The organism is Actinotalea ferrariae CF5-4 (assembly GCF_000603945.1).
Taxonomy (GTDB): Bacteria; Actinomycetota; Actinomycetes; order Actinomycetales; family Cellulomonadaceae; genus Actinotalea; species Actinotalea ferrariae.
The window spans coordinates 1-14,909 of record NZ_AXCW01000024.1 but is presented as its reverse complement, the minus strand read 5'-3'; the positions used below and the strand labels follow the sequence as shown (position 1 = coordinate 14,909).

General features: G+C 75.3%; 11 protein-coding genes and 1 pseudogene. 6 read left to right on the top strand and 6 right to left on the bottom strand.

The features are described 5' to 3' along the window. Positions 1-156 precede the first annotated feature (156 nt). Entirely contained in the window at positions 157-1,062 is a 906-nt protein-coding gene (locus N866_RS20285; protein WP_081802300.1) for a deaminase, read from the bottom strand. Positions 1,063-1,218: 156 nt separating this feature from the next. On the opposite strand from N866_RS20285, the gene N866_RS03885 reads away from it, so the two are divergent. After that, on the top strand, positions 1,219-2,529 hold the full coding sequence (locus tag N866_RS03885; RefSeq protein ID WP_052022350.1) for a cation:proton antiporter: 1,311 nt from the start codon (positions 1,219-1,221) through the stop codon (positions 2,527-2,529). Between the two features lie 136 nt (positions 2,530-2,665). On the opposite strand, the gene N866_RS03880 is transcribed toward N866_RS03885, so the two are convergent. Genes N866_RS03880 through N866_RS03870 form a run of 3 tightly spaced genes read right to left on the bottom strand, consistent with a single transcriptional unit; the run spans position 2,666 to position 5,923 of the window. Further along, positions 2,666-3,586, bottom strand: coding sequence for an ABC transporter permease subunit (locus N866_RS03880; RefSeq protein WP_034222892.1), 921 nt, complete (start codon positions 3,584-3,586; stop codon positions 2,666-2,668). After that, positions 3,573-4,592: an ABC transporter ATP-binding protein gene (locus tag N866_RS03875; RefSeq protein ID WP_081802299.1), complete on the bottom strand. Its 1,020-nt coding sequence runs from the start codon at positions 4,590-4,592 to the stop codon at positions 3,573-3,575. Before N866_RS03875 ends, N866_RS03880 begins: the two co-directional genes overlap by 14 nt. Before the next feature lie 32 nt (positions 4,593-4,624). Then, positions 4,625-5,923, bottom strand: coding sequence for a LolA family protein (locus N866_RS03870; RefSeq protein ID WP_034222890.1), 1,299 nt, complete (start codon positions 5,921-5,923; stop codon positions 4,625-4,627). A 92-nt stretch (positions 5,924-6,015) separates the two neighbouring features. On the opposite strand from N866_RS03870, the gene N866_RS03865 reads away from it, so the two are divergent. The 3 genes from N866_RS03865 (at position 6,016) to N866_RS03855 (ending at position 9,480) form a co-directional block, all read left to right on the top strand. After that, the gene (locus N866_RS03865) at positions 6,016-6,669 is read left to right on the top strand and encodes a response regulator transcription factor (protein ID WP_034222888.1); all 654 of its coding nucleotides are present in this window, start codon (positions 6,016-6,018) and stop codon (positions 6,667-6,669) included. 6 nt (positions 6,670-6,675) lie between these two features. Then, positions 6,676-8,103 (top strand): sensor histidine kinase, encoded by a 1,428-nt coding sequence (locus N866_RS03860; RefSeq protein WP_081802298.1) that lies wholly within the window; start codon positions 6,676-6,678, stop codon positions 8,101-8,103. A 144-nt stretch (positions 8,104-8,247) separates the two neighbouring features. Next, entirely contained in the window at positions 8,248-9,480 is a 1,233-nt protein-coding gene (locus tag N866_RS03855; protein ID WP_034222886.1) for a M20 metallopeptidase family protein, read from the top strand. Positions 9,481-9,491: 11 nt separating this feature from the next. On the opposite strand, the gene N866_RS03850 is transcribed toward N866_RS03855, so the two are convergent. Next, on the bottom strand, positions 9,492-10,184 hold the full coding sequence (locus N866_RS03850) for an SDR family NAD(P)-dependent oxidoreductase (protein WP_034222883.1): 693 nt from the start codon (positions 10,182-10,184) through the stop codon (positions 9,492-9,494). Between the two features lie 196 nt (positions 10,185-10,380). Between N866_RS03850 and N866_RS03845 the strand changes: the two genes are divergently transcribed. Both N866_RS03845 and N866_RS03840 read left to right on the top strand, forming a co-directional pair. Further along, positions 10,381-12,111 (top strand): ABC transporter ATP-binding protein, encoded by a 1,731-nt coding sequence (locus tag N866_RS03845; RefSeq protein ID WP_034222881.1) that lies wholly within the window; start codon positions 10,381-10,383, stop codon positions 12,109-12,111. 176 nt (positions 12,112-12,287) lie between these two features. Beyond that, complete coding sequence (locus N866_RS03840) at positions 12,288-14,225, top strand: ABC transporter ATP-binding protein (protein WP_034222935.1); 1,938 nt, start codon at positions 12,288-12,290, stop codon at positions 14,223-14,225. 6 nt (positions 14,226-14,231) lie between these two features. On the opposite strand, the pseudogene N866_RS03835 reads toward N866_RS03840, so the two are convergent. Beyond that, positions 14,232-14,909: pseudogene (locus N866_RS03835) on the bottom strand (hypothetical protein); the annotation flags it as partial.

The following is a 14,909-nucleotide window of genomic DNA, read 5'->3' as shown; positions in this document are numbered from 1 at the left end:
CGACCCGCCGCCACCCGGATGCGACCGGAACGGGGCACCGTCCGTGATCGGATCGTGACCCCCGCACGTGGGCCGCCGGTCGGGTCACGAAGCGGGACGAACCGGTCTCGATGGGTGGACGAGAGGGTCCGACCCCGGCTTCGAGCGCAGGTCGGCTCAGCCGCTCGCGCCGCGCTCGAGGAAGGTCGTGAACGGCGCCGCGAGCTGCTCCCGTGTCAGTCCGGTCAGGCCCGGACGGACCATCTCGGGCCGGTACTGGGCGACCGCGCGGCACAGGTCCGCCGGGAGGTCGCTGACGGCTGCGGGGACCAGGGCGGCGTCCGCCGCGTAGACCACCTCCTCGACGCGCGCCACGGCGGCGACCGTCCGGCAGACGGGGCACGGCTCGCAGCTGGAGTAGACGGTGACCCCCGTGAGGTCCGAGCGGCCCAGACGGCGTGCCGCGTCCCGGATCGCCTCGACCTCCGCGTGCGCCGTGGGGTCCACCGCGACGTCCCGCGTGTTGACGCCCACACCGACGACGACGCCGTCGTGCACCGCGATCGCCCCGAAGGGCTCGGCGCCCGAGGCCGCGTTGGCCTGGGCCATCTGCACCGCGCGGGCGAGCAGGGCCTCCTCGCCCAGCCCCGCGACCTCCGTGCCGACCAGGTCCGCGGGCGGGCTTCCGGCGAGCTCCTGGAAGACCGTGACGTGCAGCCCCTCGGGGTCCGTCACCCGGGCGTTGAGGGACTCCCACGGCGTCCGGACCGGGGCGGCCAGGAGGGGCGCGGAGGCGTCGGTGAGGGCGACGGTCACCGTCGGCGTGTCGGCCACCTCGAAGGCCAGCCGGACCGGCGTGCTGGGGGTGCCGCCGGTCTCGACGTCGGCGATGAACGCCGACTGCGCCGGGTTCGCCAGCTCGAGGGTCGCTCGACCGGCGTCGAGGATGACCACCCGGGCGTCGTCCGGGCCGGAGAACGCCTCCCGCTCCGCCAGCCCGAGGGCGTCGCGGTAGAAGGCGAGCGCGGCGGGGAGGTCGTCGGTGTTGAGGACGACACGGAGCTGGCGCACGTGCGGGGTCATGTCCCGCACGGTAGGCCCGCCGACCGGCACGGCGCACGACTCGGTGCCCGCTGAGATGCTCGGTGCCCGCTGAGATGCTCGGTGCCCGCTGAGATGCTCGGTGCCCGCTGAGATGCTCGGTGGGCGGGTACGGCCGACGACACCTACCGTGACGCAGTGATCGAGTTCGAGAGCTCCGGAGTCGTCTACGCCGCGATCGGGCTCGCCACCCTGGCCGCCGCGGTGCTGCCCTGGGCGCTGCGCAGAGCACCGGTGTCCTGGCCGATCGTGTTCCTCGGGGCCGGCGCGACCGCCTTCGCCCTCCTGCCGCAGCTGCCGGACCCCGACCCCGTCCGCTACGAGAGCGTCGCGGTCCACCTGACCGAGATCTGCGTGATCGTCTCCCTCATGGGCGCCGGTCTCGCGCTGAACCGCCCGTTCTCCTTCCGGACGTGGGGCACCACCTGGCGGCTGCTGGCCATCACGATGCCGCTGACGATGCTGGCGGCGGGCCTCCTCGGGTGGTGGGCCCTGGGCCTCGGCGCCGCAGGGGCCGTGCTGCTCGCCGCCGTCCTCGCGCCCACGGACCCGGTCCTGGCGACGGACGTCCAGGTCAACCGGCCGCTCGTGGACGAGGGCGCCGAGGACGACCAGGCGCGGTTCGCGCTGACCTCCGAGGCCGGCCTCAACGACGGGCTCGCCTTCCCCTTCACCTATGCGGCCATCGCAATCAGTCTGGCCGGCGTCGCCCCGGGGGGCTGGCTCGTCGAGTGGGTGCTCCTCGACGTCCTGTGGCGCCTCACCCTGGGCGTGCTCGGCGGGCTGGCCGTGGGGTGGCTGCTGGGTCGCCTCTTCTTCTCCGGCGTGCCGGCGGCGAAGCGCCTGACCGAGAACCTCCAGGGCTTCGTCGCGCTGGCCGCCGTGTTCCTCGCCTACGGCGCCACGGAGCTCGCGGAGGGCTACGGCTTCGTCGCCGTCTTCGTCGCCGCGGCGACCCTCCGCAGCACCGAGCGCGGGCACCCCCACCACGAGGTCATGCACAGCTTCGTCGAGCAGATCGAACGGCTGCTCACCGTGGCGGTCCTCGTGCTGCTCGGCGGCGCGGTCGCCCGCGGGCTGCTCGCCCCCCTCGGCTGGGTGGAGGTCGGCGTCGCCGCCCTGTTCCTGCTGGTCGTCCGTCCCGTCGCCGGCTGGATCGGGCTGACGGGCAGCAGCACCGGGCCCCGGGAGCGCGCCGTCGTCGCGTTCTTCGGGGTGCGGGGGGTCGGCTCGCTCTACTACGTCGCCTACGCGCTGCACGAGGGCGACTTCACGATGGACGCCGAGCGCCTCTGGGCCGTGGTCGGCCTGGTCGTGGTCGCGTCGGTCGTGCTGCACGGCGTCGCCGCGACGCCCGCCATGGCGTGGCTGGACGGTACCCGGCGTCGCCTCGCGGGCAAGCCGGGCTCGAGCAGCGAGGACCCGGAGGTCGCCGGCACCCGGGCATGACCGCCCGCCGGCGGCCGCGGTCGCTGGGGCGCCCGGCCCCGTCCCGCCCCGACGGCGGTCGACCGCTGTCGGGGCGGGTGGGGATCACGTCCTGGGCTGCGCGCGCCGGGGAACTCGGCCGGCGCGGCCCCCGTGCTCAGGACGTGACGTCGGCGGTGGTGAACCGGCTCCAGGCGAGGGAGCCGAAGACGGCGACCCACGCGGCCTGCACCGCGAGCCCCTGGCCGAGCACGGCGGGGTCGACCTCGAGCCGGAGGAACTCGGCGAAGTCGAGCCAGTGGTGCGTCAGCAGCGCCGGGTGGATCACCGCCAGCTGCGGGAGCGTGTCGAGGACGGCCGACACCACGGCCGTGACGACGGTGCCCGCCATGGCGCCCACCGGCACCTCGGTGAGGGTCGAGTAGAAGAGCCCGACGGCGACGAGACCCGTCAGCGAGAGGGCGACGTACCCGACGACGCCCGCCATGCGCAGCACGCCCTCCCCCACGGGGATCGTCGCCCCCGACAGCAGCGTGAGGTCCGACAGGCCGAACAGCAGGGCACCGGCGGCGAGGGCGACGACGGCGATCGCCAGGACCGCGGCGGCGACGAACGCCAGGGTCGCGAGCGCCTTCACCAGGAGCAGCCGCGTGCGCCGGACGGGCAGCGAGAGCAGGTAGCGCAGCGTCCCGCCCGCCGCCTCCCCCGCGATGGCGTCACCGGTGGCGATGCCGATGGTGAGGGGCAGCAGGAAGGGCAGGCACAGGAAGAGCGACGCGACGACGAGGAACAGCCCGTTGCCCGTGACGCGCCCGACGAACCCCGGTCCCTGACCGGCCAGCGCCGTGTCCTGCGCGACGAAGAGCACCAGGCCCAGGAGCAGCGGGACGGCGGCGAGGCCGGACAGGAGCGCCACGTTGCGCCGCCGGCCGAAGACCAGCGCCATCTCGCTGCGCAGCATGCGCCCGACGGCGCCGCGCCGCGGCTCCCACTCGTCGGCCGGGACGTCCGCGGGACCGTGCAGCGCCGAGGAGGTCGAGGCCGGTGCGGGGACCGGGGCGAGGTCAGCGGGCGACATCGAAGCCCTCGCCCGTGAGGCTCACGAACAGCTCCTCCAGGCTCTGGCGGCGCACCTCCAGGCCCAGCAGGTCCACCCCGGCCCCGACCAGGGTGCGTGCCACCACCGCCGGCTCGACGTCGTCGAGGACGCCGTGCACGGTGGCGTGCACGGTGGCGGGCTCGACCGTGACGTGCCGGACCCCGAGGCCCTCCAGGAGCGCCCCCGCGTGGGGGGCGTCGGCCGGGGTCGTGGTGACGTGGACGTGCGGCGTACCGGAGCCCATCACCTCGTGGCGCTCCCCCTGCAGGAGGAGGCGGCCCCGGCTCATGATCCCGATGTGCGAGCACACCTGCTCGATCTCGCTGAGCAGGTGGGAGGAGACCAGGACCGTCGTGCCGGCGTCGGCGAGCTCGCGGACGAGGACGCGCACCTCGCGCGTGCCCTGCGGGTCCAGGCCGTTCGTCGGCTCGTCGAGGACGAGCAGCTCCCGCGGGCGCAGCAGGGCGGCCGCGAGGCCGAGCCGCTGCTTCATGCCGAGCGAGTACTGCCGGTAGGGCTTGGCCGCGGCCGCCGTCATGCCGACCCGCTCCAGCGCCTCGTCGATGCGCCGGGGCGCCGTGCGGGGGTCCGCCGTCGCGTCGTTCGCGTCCAGCCGCGCCAGGTTGCGGCGCCCGCTGAGGTACGGCTGGAAGGCCGGGCCCTCGACGAGCACCCCGACGCGCGGCAGCACCGACGCCCCCGAGGCGGGCATGGGCCGGTCCAGGAGCCACGCGTGGCCCGAGGTGGGCCGGACGAGCCCGAGCAGCATGCGGATCGTCGTCGTCTTCCCCGAGCCGTTCGGGCCGAGGAACCCGAAGACGGCGCCGCGCGGGACGGCGACGTCGATGCCGTCGACCGCCACCTGCCCGGACCGGAAGCGCTTGGTCAGCCCCTCGGTGCGGACGGCGAGGTCCGCCGTCCGCACCGAGCGCGCCTCGGACACCGGGAGGTCCACGGCCGGAACGCTACCGGTGGCGAGAGGCATGGCGGTGCTCGTCGGAGGGCTCGGTCGAGGGCTCAGGCGAGCGCGCGCAGGACGTCGGCCGGGACGGCGCCGTAGAGCACGCGTCCGTCCGTGGTCACGAGCACGCTGACCAGCGCCGACGTGAGCAGCCGGCCCTCCGGCACCTCGGTCGTGAGGCTGTCGTACAGCGTCGTGGTGTCGAGCTCGAAGGCGCTCGCCTGCTCCTCGTCCGGCAGGAACTCCGAGATGAGGTCCTGGGCGCGGTCCGAGCCGATGAGTCGCTCGGACTCGGGCAGCGCCGTCAGGGCGGCCGGGTCACCGGCCAGCACGGCGGCCACGTCCACCCCGGACACCTCGGTCACGGTCTCCCAGCCGGTCCCGGACGTCGTCACACCCTCGGGCAGCAGCGCCGGGTCGACCGGCTCGCCGGGAGCGGGCGGCTCGGCGGCCAGCAGCTCCGCCAGCGCACCCGGGTCCTTCGGCTCCTGCATCGGCACCACGACCTCGCGGACGACCGCACCGGCCGGCGTCGAGAAGGTCAGCACGCCGTCGTCCGGCTGGGCGAAGGTCACGTCCGTGAAACCGACCTCCAGCGCCGGGACCTGGACGTCCTGCGCGCTCCAGACCTGCACCCGCAGCGGCGTCGACGTCTCCGCGTCGACCGCGACCACGACGCGCCCGACCAGCGTCTCGGCGTCGCGCGGCGTCACGACCAGCTGGTAGGCCGCCCGGCCCGCCACCGTGGTCTGGGCGTCGAGCGTGACGGTCGAGTAGCCCTCCACCTGCTCCAGCGCGGTCCGTGCGGCCTCCTCCGGCGTCGGCAGCGAGCCGACGACGTCCGGGACGAGGCCGGCGCGCAGGTCGGCCGCGGTCTCCTCGTACCGCGCGCGGCCGGCGTCGTCGAGGGAGTAGTGGACGACCTCGCCCGTCGTGCTCGAGTAGGTCCAGGCCTCCGGGCCGTCGGTGACGACCGAGTACTCCGACGCGGCGCCGAGCAGGGCGACACGGGAGCGCTCGTCGCCGTCCGTCCACACACGCAGGGTCGACGAGCCGCCGAGCAGGGCGACCGGGTCCGCACCCGTCGCCTCGGTCAGCGGCAGCTCGGGCAGGCCGAGGCGCGCGGTGTGCACGACGGTGCCGGACAGCGGGGCGGGCTCGGCCGAGGCGACGCGCTCGGCGAGCTGCTCGGCCGTGATGTCGGGCAGCGCGTCGTCACCGGCGCTGGCCAGGAGGGGCGGGGTGGCGAAGGCCGCGGCGACGGCGATCGCGACGCCGGCGGGGACGGCCCACGCCGACCGCCGGGGACGGGGGGCACCGGCGACGACGTCGGTGCGGGTGGTGCTCTGGGTCATGTGGGAAGCCTCCCCCGGTCGCACTGAGACCGTGCTGAGGTCATCAGGCCCGCCTCAGCCGTTCCGGGGCCGCGCGGTGGGATGCTGAGCCCGTGCGCATCCTGGTGATCGACGACGAGCGCGGCCTCGCGCGTGCCCTGCAGCGTGGACTGGCGGCCGAGGGGTTCGCCGTGGACCTCGCCCACGACGGGATCACGGGGCTGGAGATGGCCACCCACGGCGACTACGACGCCGTCGTCGTCGACATCATGCTCCCGGGCAAGAACGGCTACGACGTCGTGACCATGCTGCGCGAGCGCGAGGTCTGGACGCCGGTCCTCATGCTCAGCGCGAAGGACGGCGAGTACGACGTCGCGGACGGCCTGGACGTGGGCGCGGACGACTACCTGACCAAGCCGTTCTCCTTCGTCGTCCTCGTGGCCCGGCTGCGCGCGCTCATCCGGCGCCCGCTCGCACCGCGCCCCCCGGTGCTCACCGCCGGCGACATCGTGCTCGACCCCTCGGCCCGCACCGTGACGCGCGGCGGCGAGGCCGTCCAGCTGACCGTGCGCGAGCTGGCCCTGCTGGAGTACCTCATGCGCCACCACGACCGCGTCATCGGCAAGGTCGAGCTGCGGGACCACGTCTGGGACTCCCCCGGTGAGGACCTCAACGTCGTCGAGGTGTACGTCGGCTACCTGCGGCGCAAGCTCGGGCGCGACGCGGTCGTGACCGTGCGGGGTGCCGGGTACCGCATGGCGGCCTGAGCCGCCGTGCGCGCCGAGCCCGACGACGCCGCCGCACCCGCCACCACCCCTGCTGACGCCCACGACACCGCGTCGCACGCCGACCCGTGGCGGAGTCGGTCGCTGCGGACCCGGCTGACCGTCCTCACCGCCGGCCTGCTCTGCGTCACGCTCATCGCCGGCGCGCTGACCCTCACCACCGTCCTGTCGCGCTCACGCGTCGCCGAGCTCGACGCCATCGTCCGGGACCGCGCCGCCACGACCGCGGAGCTCGTGGCCGCGGACTCCGTCCCCGAGGCCCTGCCGGTCGACGAGCCGGGCGAGATCGTCCAGGTGCTCGACGACGACGGTCGCGTCGTCGCCACGTCACCGAGCGCGAGCCGCACGCTGCCGGTCCTGCCGCCGGACGAGGTCGACCGCCTGCGGGCGGCCACCGCCACGAGCGGCGTCGTCAGCCCCACGTCCGCGAGCGCGTACGACGGCCAGGCGCGCGTCGCCGTCCTGCCTGCGACGTGGCGCGGCGAGACGGTGACCGTCGTGGCGACCATGCCGCTCGCGGAGGTGCAGGGCCTGCTGCGGGCGCTCAGCCTCTCGCTCGTGGGGGTGGTCCCGACGCTCACCGGCATCCTCGCGGTCGCGGTGTGGCTCGTGCTGGGCCGCGCGCTGCACCCGGTGGAGCGCATGCGGTCCGCCGCCGCCCAGGTCGCGCGTGCCGGCGGGCCGGGCTCGCTGCCGGTCAGCCCGGCGGACGACGAGGTCTCCGCCCTGGCGCGCACGCTCAACGAGATGCTCGACCGGCTCGAGACGGCGTCCTCCCGCCAGCGCCGGTTCGTCGCCGACGCCGCCCACGAGCTGCGCTCGCCCCTGGCGACGCTGCGCGCCAGCCTCGAGGTCGCCCGGGAGCACCCGGAGGTCTACCGCAGCGACGAGCTCGCGGAGGACCTGGTGGGCGAGGTGCTGCGGATGCAGGGGCTCGTCGACGACCTCCTGCTGCTGGCCCGCGTCGGGTCGGCGCCGCGGGCGCGCGAGGAGGTCGACCTGGCGGACGTGGCGCGCGACGCCGTCGGCGGGTCCGCCGCGGCTCTGCGCCGCCCGGAGGTCACGGTCGAGGTCGAGGGCGAGGGCGGAGCGCTCGGGGACGCCCCCGCGCTCGGCCGCGTGGTCCGCAACCTCGTGGACAACGCCGTGCGGCACGCCACCTCGCGCGTCCGGGTGACCGTGCGGCCGGGCTCCGTCACGGTCGACGACGACGGCGCGGGGATCCCCGCGGAGGACCGGGACCGCGTCTTCGAGCGGTTCGTCCGCCTGGACGAGGCCCGGGAGCGCGAGGCCGGGGGCAGCGGGCTCGGGCTGGCGATCGTCCGCGAGATCGCCCGGGAGCACGGCGGCGACGTGACCCTCGCCGCCGCGCCCCTGGGCGGGCTGCGGGCCCGCGTGGACGTCCCCGCACCCTGAGGCCGCTCGCCCGCCGGCCAGGCTGGGCGGCCGGACAGGCCGGAACGGGCCCGACCGGGACCGGCCGGCCCCGCGGCCCGGTAGCGTCGCACCGACGCCCCGCCCCGCCCGCGACCCGGGCACGACCACGACCGGAGCCGCACCGTGCCCGACCAGACGGACCAGCCGCACCCCGACCCGCTCGCCGCCCTCCTGGCCGACGCCGAGGCGATGTCCGCCGATCTCGCCGCCCTGCGCCACGACCTGCACCGCATCCCGGAGCAGGGTCTCGAGGTGCCCCTGACCCAGGCGCGCGTCCTCGCCGCGCTGGAGGGGCTGGGCCTGGAGGTGACCACCGGGACGGCGCTCGGCTCGGTCGTCGCCGTGCTGCGCGGCGGCCGCCCCGGGCCCGCCGTGCTGCTGCGTGGGGACATGGACGCCCTGCCGGTCACCGAGGAGACCGGCGAGTCCTTCACGAGCGAGCACACCGGCTTCATGCACGCGTGCGGGCACGACCTGCACGTGGCCGGCCTGGTCGGCGCCGCGCGGCTGCTCGCCGCCCGGCGGGAGGACCTGCCCGGGTCCGTGGTCCTGATGTTCCAACCCGGCGAGGAGGGCTTCCACGGCGCGCGCTCCATGATCGACGAGGGCGTGCTCGACGCTGCCGGGGAGCGGGTCGTCGCGGCCTACGCGATCCACGTGGCGTCCTCCAGCATCCCGCTGCGCGTCGTCACCGGCCGGGCCGGGACCGCGATGGCGGCGTCGGACCAGCTCTACGTCACCGTGCGCGGACGCGGCGGACACGGCTCCATGCCGCACCTCGCGGCCGACCCGGTGACGGTCGCGGCCGAGATCGTGCTGGCCCTGCAGACCGTGGTGACGCGGCAGTTCGACGCGCACGACCCGGTCGTGGTGTCGGTGGGGCGCATCGCCGCCGGGACGACGGACAACGTCATCCCCGAGACGGCGCAGCTCGACGCGACGGTCCGGACGTTCTCGCGCGAGCACCACGCGGCGGTCCCCGACCGGCTCGTCCGGGTGGCCGAGAACATCGCCGCAGCGCACGGCCTCACCGCAGAGGTCACGTACGAGCGGGGCTACCCGGTCACCGTGAACGACCCCGCCGAGGTCGAGCGCGCCGAGCGGGTCACGCGCGCCGTCGTCGGGCCGGACGCGTACGAGACCGCCAGGCAGCCGGTGTCCGGTGCCGAGGACTTCTCCTACGTCCTCCAGGAGGTGCCGGGGGCGTTCCTCTTCCTCGGCGCGACGCCGCAGGGCGCCGACCCGGCGACGGCCCCGTACAACCACGCCCCGCAGGCCCGGTTCGACGACGCGGCGCTCCCGGTCGCCGCGGCCGTGCTCGCCGGGCTCGCGCTGGACCGGCTCGCCGAGGGCTGAGGTCCCGCGGGTCAGGCGGAGAAGCCCGCCGCGGGCAGGTCCCGCTCGTCCTCCTCGATGGCCCGCACGACGCGGGCCGCGACGGCGTCGGGGTCGAGCCCGACGCCGAGCGGCGGAGCCTGGCCGGCGATCGGCCGGCCGGCCAGGCCGGTCTCGGTGTGCGGGGGCCGCACGTCCAGGACGCGCACCCGCTGCCGGCGCAGCTCGTGCGCGAGCGCCGCGTCGAAGCCGGTCAGCGCGGCCTTGGTGGCCGAGTACGCGGCCATCCCGGCCGTCGGACGCTCGGCGACGACGGCGCTGAGGTTCGCCAGGAAGCCCCCCGACGTCAGGACCGGCACCGCCGCGCGCGCGAGCCGCACGGGCGCGACGAGGTTCGTCAGCAGCAGGGCGTCCAGGGTGTCGTCGTCGACGTCCGCGACCGGCCCGAAGGCGACCACACCCGCGGCGTAGACCACCCCGTCCAGCGGGCGGCGCGCGGCGGCCTCGCGCACCACCTCGCCCGGCGCGGCCGGGAAGGTGATGTCCACGGCGTGCGTGCCCACGACGGTGTCGCCGAGCTCGCCCGCGAGGGCGTCCAGCCGCTCCGCGGACCGGGCGCTGAGGGTGAGGCGGGCGCCGCGCTCGGCGAGCCGGCGGCTGATCGGCACGCCGAGGCCGCCCGTGGCGCCGACGACGAGGACGTGCGCGGAGTCGAGAGCCGTCATGGGCCCAGGGTGGCACCGGGTCGGTCCGGTCGGCACCGCGCGCGCGGGAGGTTCACAGGTGCCACCGGGCGGGTACGCCCGGGAGGGCCCGCGCCCCGCCTTCGGCAGGAGGGAGCGGCCTACCCGGGAGGACGGGGCGGCTACGCCGCAGGAGAAACGGGTTCTCCGTGTCGGTGGCAGGGGTGACACTGGTCCGGTGCTGCTCCCGCTCCTCCGCGACCGCACGCGCCCCTACCTGGTCCTGGTCGTCGTCGTCGCGGTCCTCCAGCTGGTGCAGGCCGTCGCCAACCTCTACCTGCCGAGCCTGAACGCCGACCTCATCGACGAGGGGATCGCCCAGGGCGACGTCGGGCGGATCCTCGAGGTCGGCGGGATCATGCTCGTCGTCACGGCCGCCCAGGTCGTGTGCGCGGTGGGTGCCGTCTACGCCGGCGCCCGCGTCGCCATGTCGGTGGGACGGGACCTGCGCGGCGCCGTCTTCGACCACGTGCAGACGTTCTCGGCGCGGGAGGTCGGACGTTTCGGCGCGCCCTCGCTCATCACGCGGACGACGAACGACGTGTCGCAGGTCCAGCTGGTGCTCTACCTCGGCCTGACGCTCATGATCGCCGCCCCCGTCATGATGGTGGGCGGCGTCGTCATGGCGCTGCGCGAGGACGTGCAGCTCTCCGCGCTGCTCCTCGTCGTCGTCCCGGTCCTGGGTGCCGTGCTGGCCGCGGCCGTGGTGCGCATGCGCCCGCTGTTCCGCGCGATGCAGAAGCGCCTGGACACGATCAACCGCGTCCTGCGCGAGCAGATCACCGGCATGCGGGTCGTGCGGGCGTTCGTCCGTGAGGACCACGAGCGGGCACGCTTCGACCGCGCGAGCACCGACCTCATGGACGTCGCGGTGGGGACCGGCCGGATCATGGCCCTCACCTTCCCGACCGTCTTCCTCGTGCTCAACGTCTCGAGCGTCGCCGTGATCTGGTTCGGCGGGCAGCGCATCGACGACGGCACCATGCAGGTCGGCTCGATGGTGGCGTTCCTCAGCTACCTCATGCAGATCCTCATGAGCGTGATGATGGCCGTGATGATGGTCATGATCATCCCGCGCGCGGAGGTCTCCGCCGAGCGGATCACGGAGGTCCTGGGGGCGCAGAGCACCGTGGTGCCGGCCGTCGCGCCCGTGGTGCCGGAGGTGCTGCAGGGCGAGGTCGAGCTGCGGGACGTCGAGTTCCGCTACCCGGGCGCGGCCGCTCCGGTGCTGCGCGGCGTGAGCCTGCGGGCCCGGCCGGGCCAGACGACCGCCGTGATCGGCTCCACCGGGTCGGGGAAGACGACGCTGCTGCAGATGATCCCGCGCCTGCAGGACCCGACCGCCGGAGCGGTGCTGCTGGACGGCGTCGACCTGCGCACGCTGCACCTGGAGACCGTCTGGGGCGCGATGGGCCTGGTGCCGCAGAAGGCCTTCCTCTTCTCCGGGACCGTCGCCTCCAACCTGCGCGACGGCCGGGAGGACGCCGACGACGACGCCCTGTGGCACGCCCTCGAGGTCGCCCAGGCCGCCGACTTCGTCCGCGAGATGGGCGGGCTGGACGCGGCGATCACGCAGGGCGGGACGAACGTCTCCGGAGGGCAGCGGCAGCGGCTCTCCATCGCCCGCGCCCTCGTGCGGCGCCCGCGGGTCTACCTGTTCGACGACGCGTTCTCGGCCCTCGACGTCGCCACGGACGCGGCGCTGCGCGCCGCGCTGGTGCCGGAGACGCGCGACGCGACCGTGATCGTCGTCGCGCAGCGGGTGAGCACGATCCGGCACGCGGACCGGATCGTCGTGCTGGACGAGGGCGTCGTCGTCGGCGAGGGCACGCACCACGAGCTCATGGAGACCAACGAGACCTACCGGGAGATCGTCCTGTCGCAGGTCACCGTGGAGGAGGCGGCATGAGCGCCCCCGCGCGACCCGCGTCCGGCGGAGCATCCCCGGGGCCGGCCGGTGGGCACGGCGGTGGGGACGGCGGTGGGCACGGCGGTGGGCACGGCGGTGGGCACGGCGGTGGGCACGGCGCGCCGCCCTCCTCGGGCCCTCCCCGCCCGATGGGCCACGGCCCCATGGCCGCCACGATGCCCACGGTCAAGGCGCTCGACTTCCGCGGCTCGCTGCGGCGCCTCCTGGGCGTCCTGGCCCCGGAACGCGCGCGGCTCGCCGCGGTCGCGGTCCTCACGCTCGGCTCGGTCGTCGCGATGGTGGCCGGGCCGTACGTGCTCGGCCGGGCGACCGACATCATCTTCTCCGGGGTGCTCGGCAGGCAGCTGCCGGCCGGTGCGTCGCGCGCGGAGGTCGTCGAGCAGCTCGAGGCCGCCGGCTCCGACGAGCTGGCCGCGATCGCCGCGGCCGCCCCCCGGCTCGTGCCCGGCGAGGGGATCGACTTCGGGGCCCTGCGCCAGGTCCTCCTGCTGGCCCTGGCCCTCTACCTGGGCGCGTGGGTCCTGGGCTGGCTCCAGGGCCGCATCACGACCGGGGTCGTCCAGCGGACCGTCTTCGGCCTGCGCCGCGACGTGCAGGCCAAGCTCGACCGCCTGCCGCTCGCGGAGGTGGACCGTCGCGCCCGCGGGGACCTCCTCTCCCGCGTCACCAACGACGTCGACAACCTGGCCCAGACCCTCCAGCAGACCCTGAGCCAGCTCGTCCAGGCCGTCCTCACGGTCCTCGGCGTGCTCGGCATGATGCTGTGGATCTCGCCGCTGCTCGCGCTCGTCGCACTCGTGACCGTCCCGGCCGCTGCCGTCCTCACGGCCGTCATCGCCAAGCGGGCGCAGCCGCAGTTCGTCCAGCAGTGGGCCCGGACCGGCACCCTCAACGGGCACGTCGAGGAGATGTACACGGGCCACGCGCTGGTCAAGGTGTTCGGTCGCCAGCGGGCGGCCTCCGAGCGGTTCCACGCCGAGAACGAGGCCCTCTACGAGGCCGCGTTCAAGGCCAACGTCATCTCAGGCCTCATCCACCCGGCGATGATGTTCCTGTCCAACCTGTCCTTCGTCGCGATCGCCGTCGTCGGCGGCCTGCGCGTCGCGGCGGGCGCCATCACGCTCGGCGACGTGCAGGCCTTCATCCAGTACTCCCGGCAGTTCACCCAGCCGATCACGCAGATCGCGTCGATGATGAACCTCCTGCAGTCGGGCGTGGCGAGCTTCGAGCGCGTCGTCGAGGTGCTCGACGCCCCGGAGCAGTCCGCCGACCCGGTGCCGGCCGCGACCCCGGCCCGCACGGTCGACCCGACCCGGGACGGCGCCGCCGACGCGGGCCGGGCCCGCGGGCGCGTCACGTTCGAGCACGTGTCCTTCCGCTACGAGCCCGACGCGCCGCTCATCGACGACCTGTCCCTCGACGTCGAGCCCGGTCGGACGGTGGCGATCGTCGGCCCCACCGGGGCGGGCAAGACGACGCTGGTCAACCTGCTCCTGCGGTTCTACGAGATCGACGGCGGGACGATCACGCTGGACGGCGTGGACACCCGCCGGATGTCCCGCGCAGCCCTGCGCCGCAACGTCGGCATGGTCCTGCAGGACACGTGGCTGTTCGGCGGGACGATCGCGGACAACATCGCCTACGGCCGCCCGGGCGCGACGCCGGAGGAGGTCCTCGAGGCCGCGCGCGTCGCCCACGTCGACCACGTCGTCCAGGCCCTGCCCGACGGCTACGACACCGTCGTTGTGGACGAGGAGGCGGGGAACCTCAGCGCCGGGGAGAAGCAGCTCGTCACCATCGCCCGGGCCTTCCTCGCGGACCCGGCGATCCTCGTCCTGGACGAGGCGACGTCGTCGGTCGACACCCGGACCGAGGTCCTCGTCCAGCAGGCGATGGCGCGGCTGCGCACGCAGCGCACGTCCTTCGTCATCGCGCACCGGCTGTCGACCATCCGCGACGCGGACACGATCCTCGTCATGGACCGCGGGTCGATCGTCGAGCAGGGCAGCCACGAGGAGCTCCTCGCCGCCGACGGCGCGTACGCCGCCCTGTACCGGAGCCAGTTCGCCGCGACCGCCGCCCCCGCGGACTGACGGGCGTCAGCGGTCCAGGAGCCCGCCACCGACCCATGTGCGGATCGCCGCCACGTCCTGGGCGGTGAGGTCCATGCGCGCGCCCCGGCACAGGCCCACGACGTTGTCGACCCACGTCTGGGCGATCGTGCGGACGTCCGGCCCGGCCTTGAGGTCCAGGCCGGCGTACAGCACCCCGGCGATGACGGTGTTGACCGACGCCTTGCCGATGGCCTCCCCCGCCGCCTGGCACGCGTCGCGCACCCGGCGCGCCGTCTCGGGCCGGTCGAACCTGTGAGCCGCGACGTCGTCGGCCAGCGCCGTGAGCAGGGCCCGGTACCGCTCCGTGGGCAGGTTCGGGATCTCCGTCACCTCGACGACCTGCCGCTGCAGCGGCGGCAGGTCGACCCCGCCCGCACCGGGCAGGTCGGCCTCGCTGAAGCGCGCGGGGTCCCACACGAAGCCCGCCGACGCGGCCACCTCGGGGACCGCGGAGGACAGCCACGGGAAGAAGCCCCCCGTCCCGTCCCAGTTCCGCGTCGCGAGGGTCGGGTCGGCCTTCTGCGCCGCCTGGGCCAGCGAGCCCCCGTTGAGCGGCCGGTCGGCGGAGCGGACCTGGCGCAGCACCAGCGAGCGCGCCGGGCCCACCGGGCCGCTCGTGCGCGCCTTGGGCGGGGCCCCCTCGTCCGAGCCGGCACGCCGTCG

Coding starts and splice junctions, on each gene's coding strand:
- N866_RS20285 (WP_081802300.1), bottom strand. CDS start 1,062: ATGACCCCGCACGTGCGCCAGCTCCGTGTCGTCCTCAACACCGACGAC.
- N866_RS03880 (WP_034222892.1), bottom strand. CDS start 3,586: ATGTCGCCCGCTGACCTCGCCCCGGTCCCCGCACCGGCCTCGACCTCC.
- N866_RS03875 (WP_081802299.1), bottom strand. CDS start 4,592: ATGCCTCTCGCCACCGGTAGCGTTCCGGCCGTGGACCTCCCGGTGTCC.
- N866_RS03870 (WP_034222890.1), bottom strand. CDS start 5,923: ATGACCCAGAGCACCACCCGCACCGACGTCGTCGCCGGTGCCCCCCGT.
- N866_RS03850 (WP_034222883.1), bottom strand. CDS start 10,184: ATGACGGCTCTCGACTCCGCGCACGTCCTCGTCGTCGGCGCCACGGGC.
- N866_RS03840 (WP_034222935.1), top strand. CDS start 12,288: ATGCCCACGGTCAAGGCGCTCGACTTCCGCGGCTCGCTGCGGCGCCTC.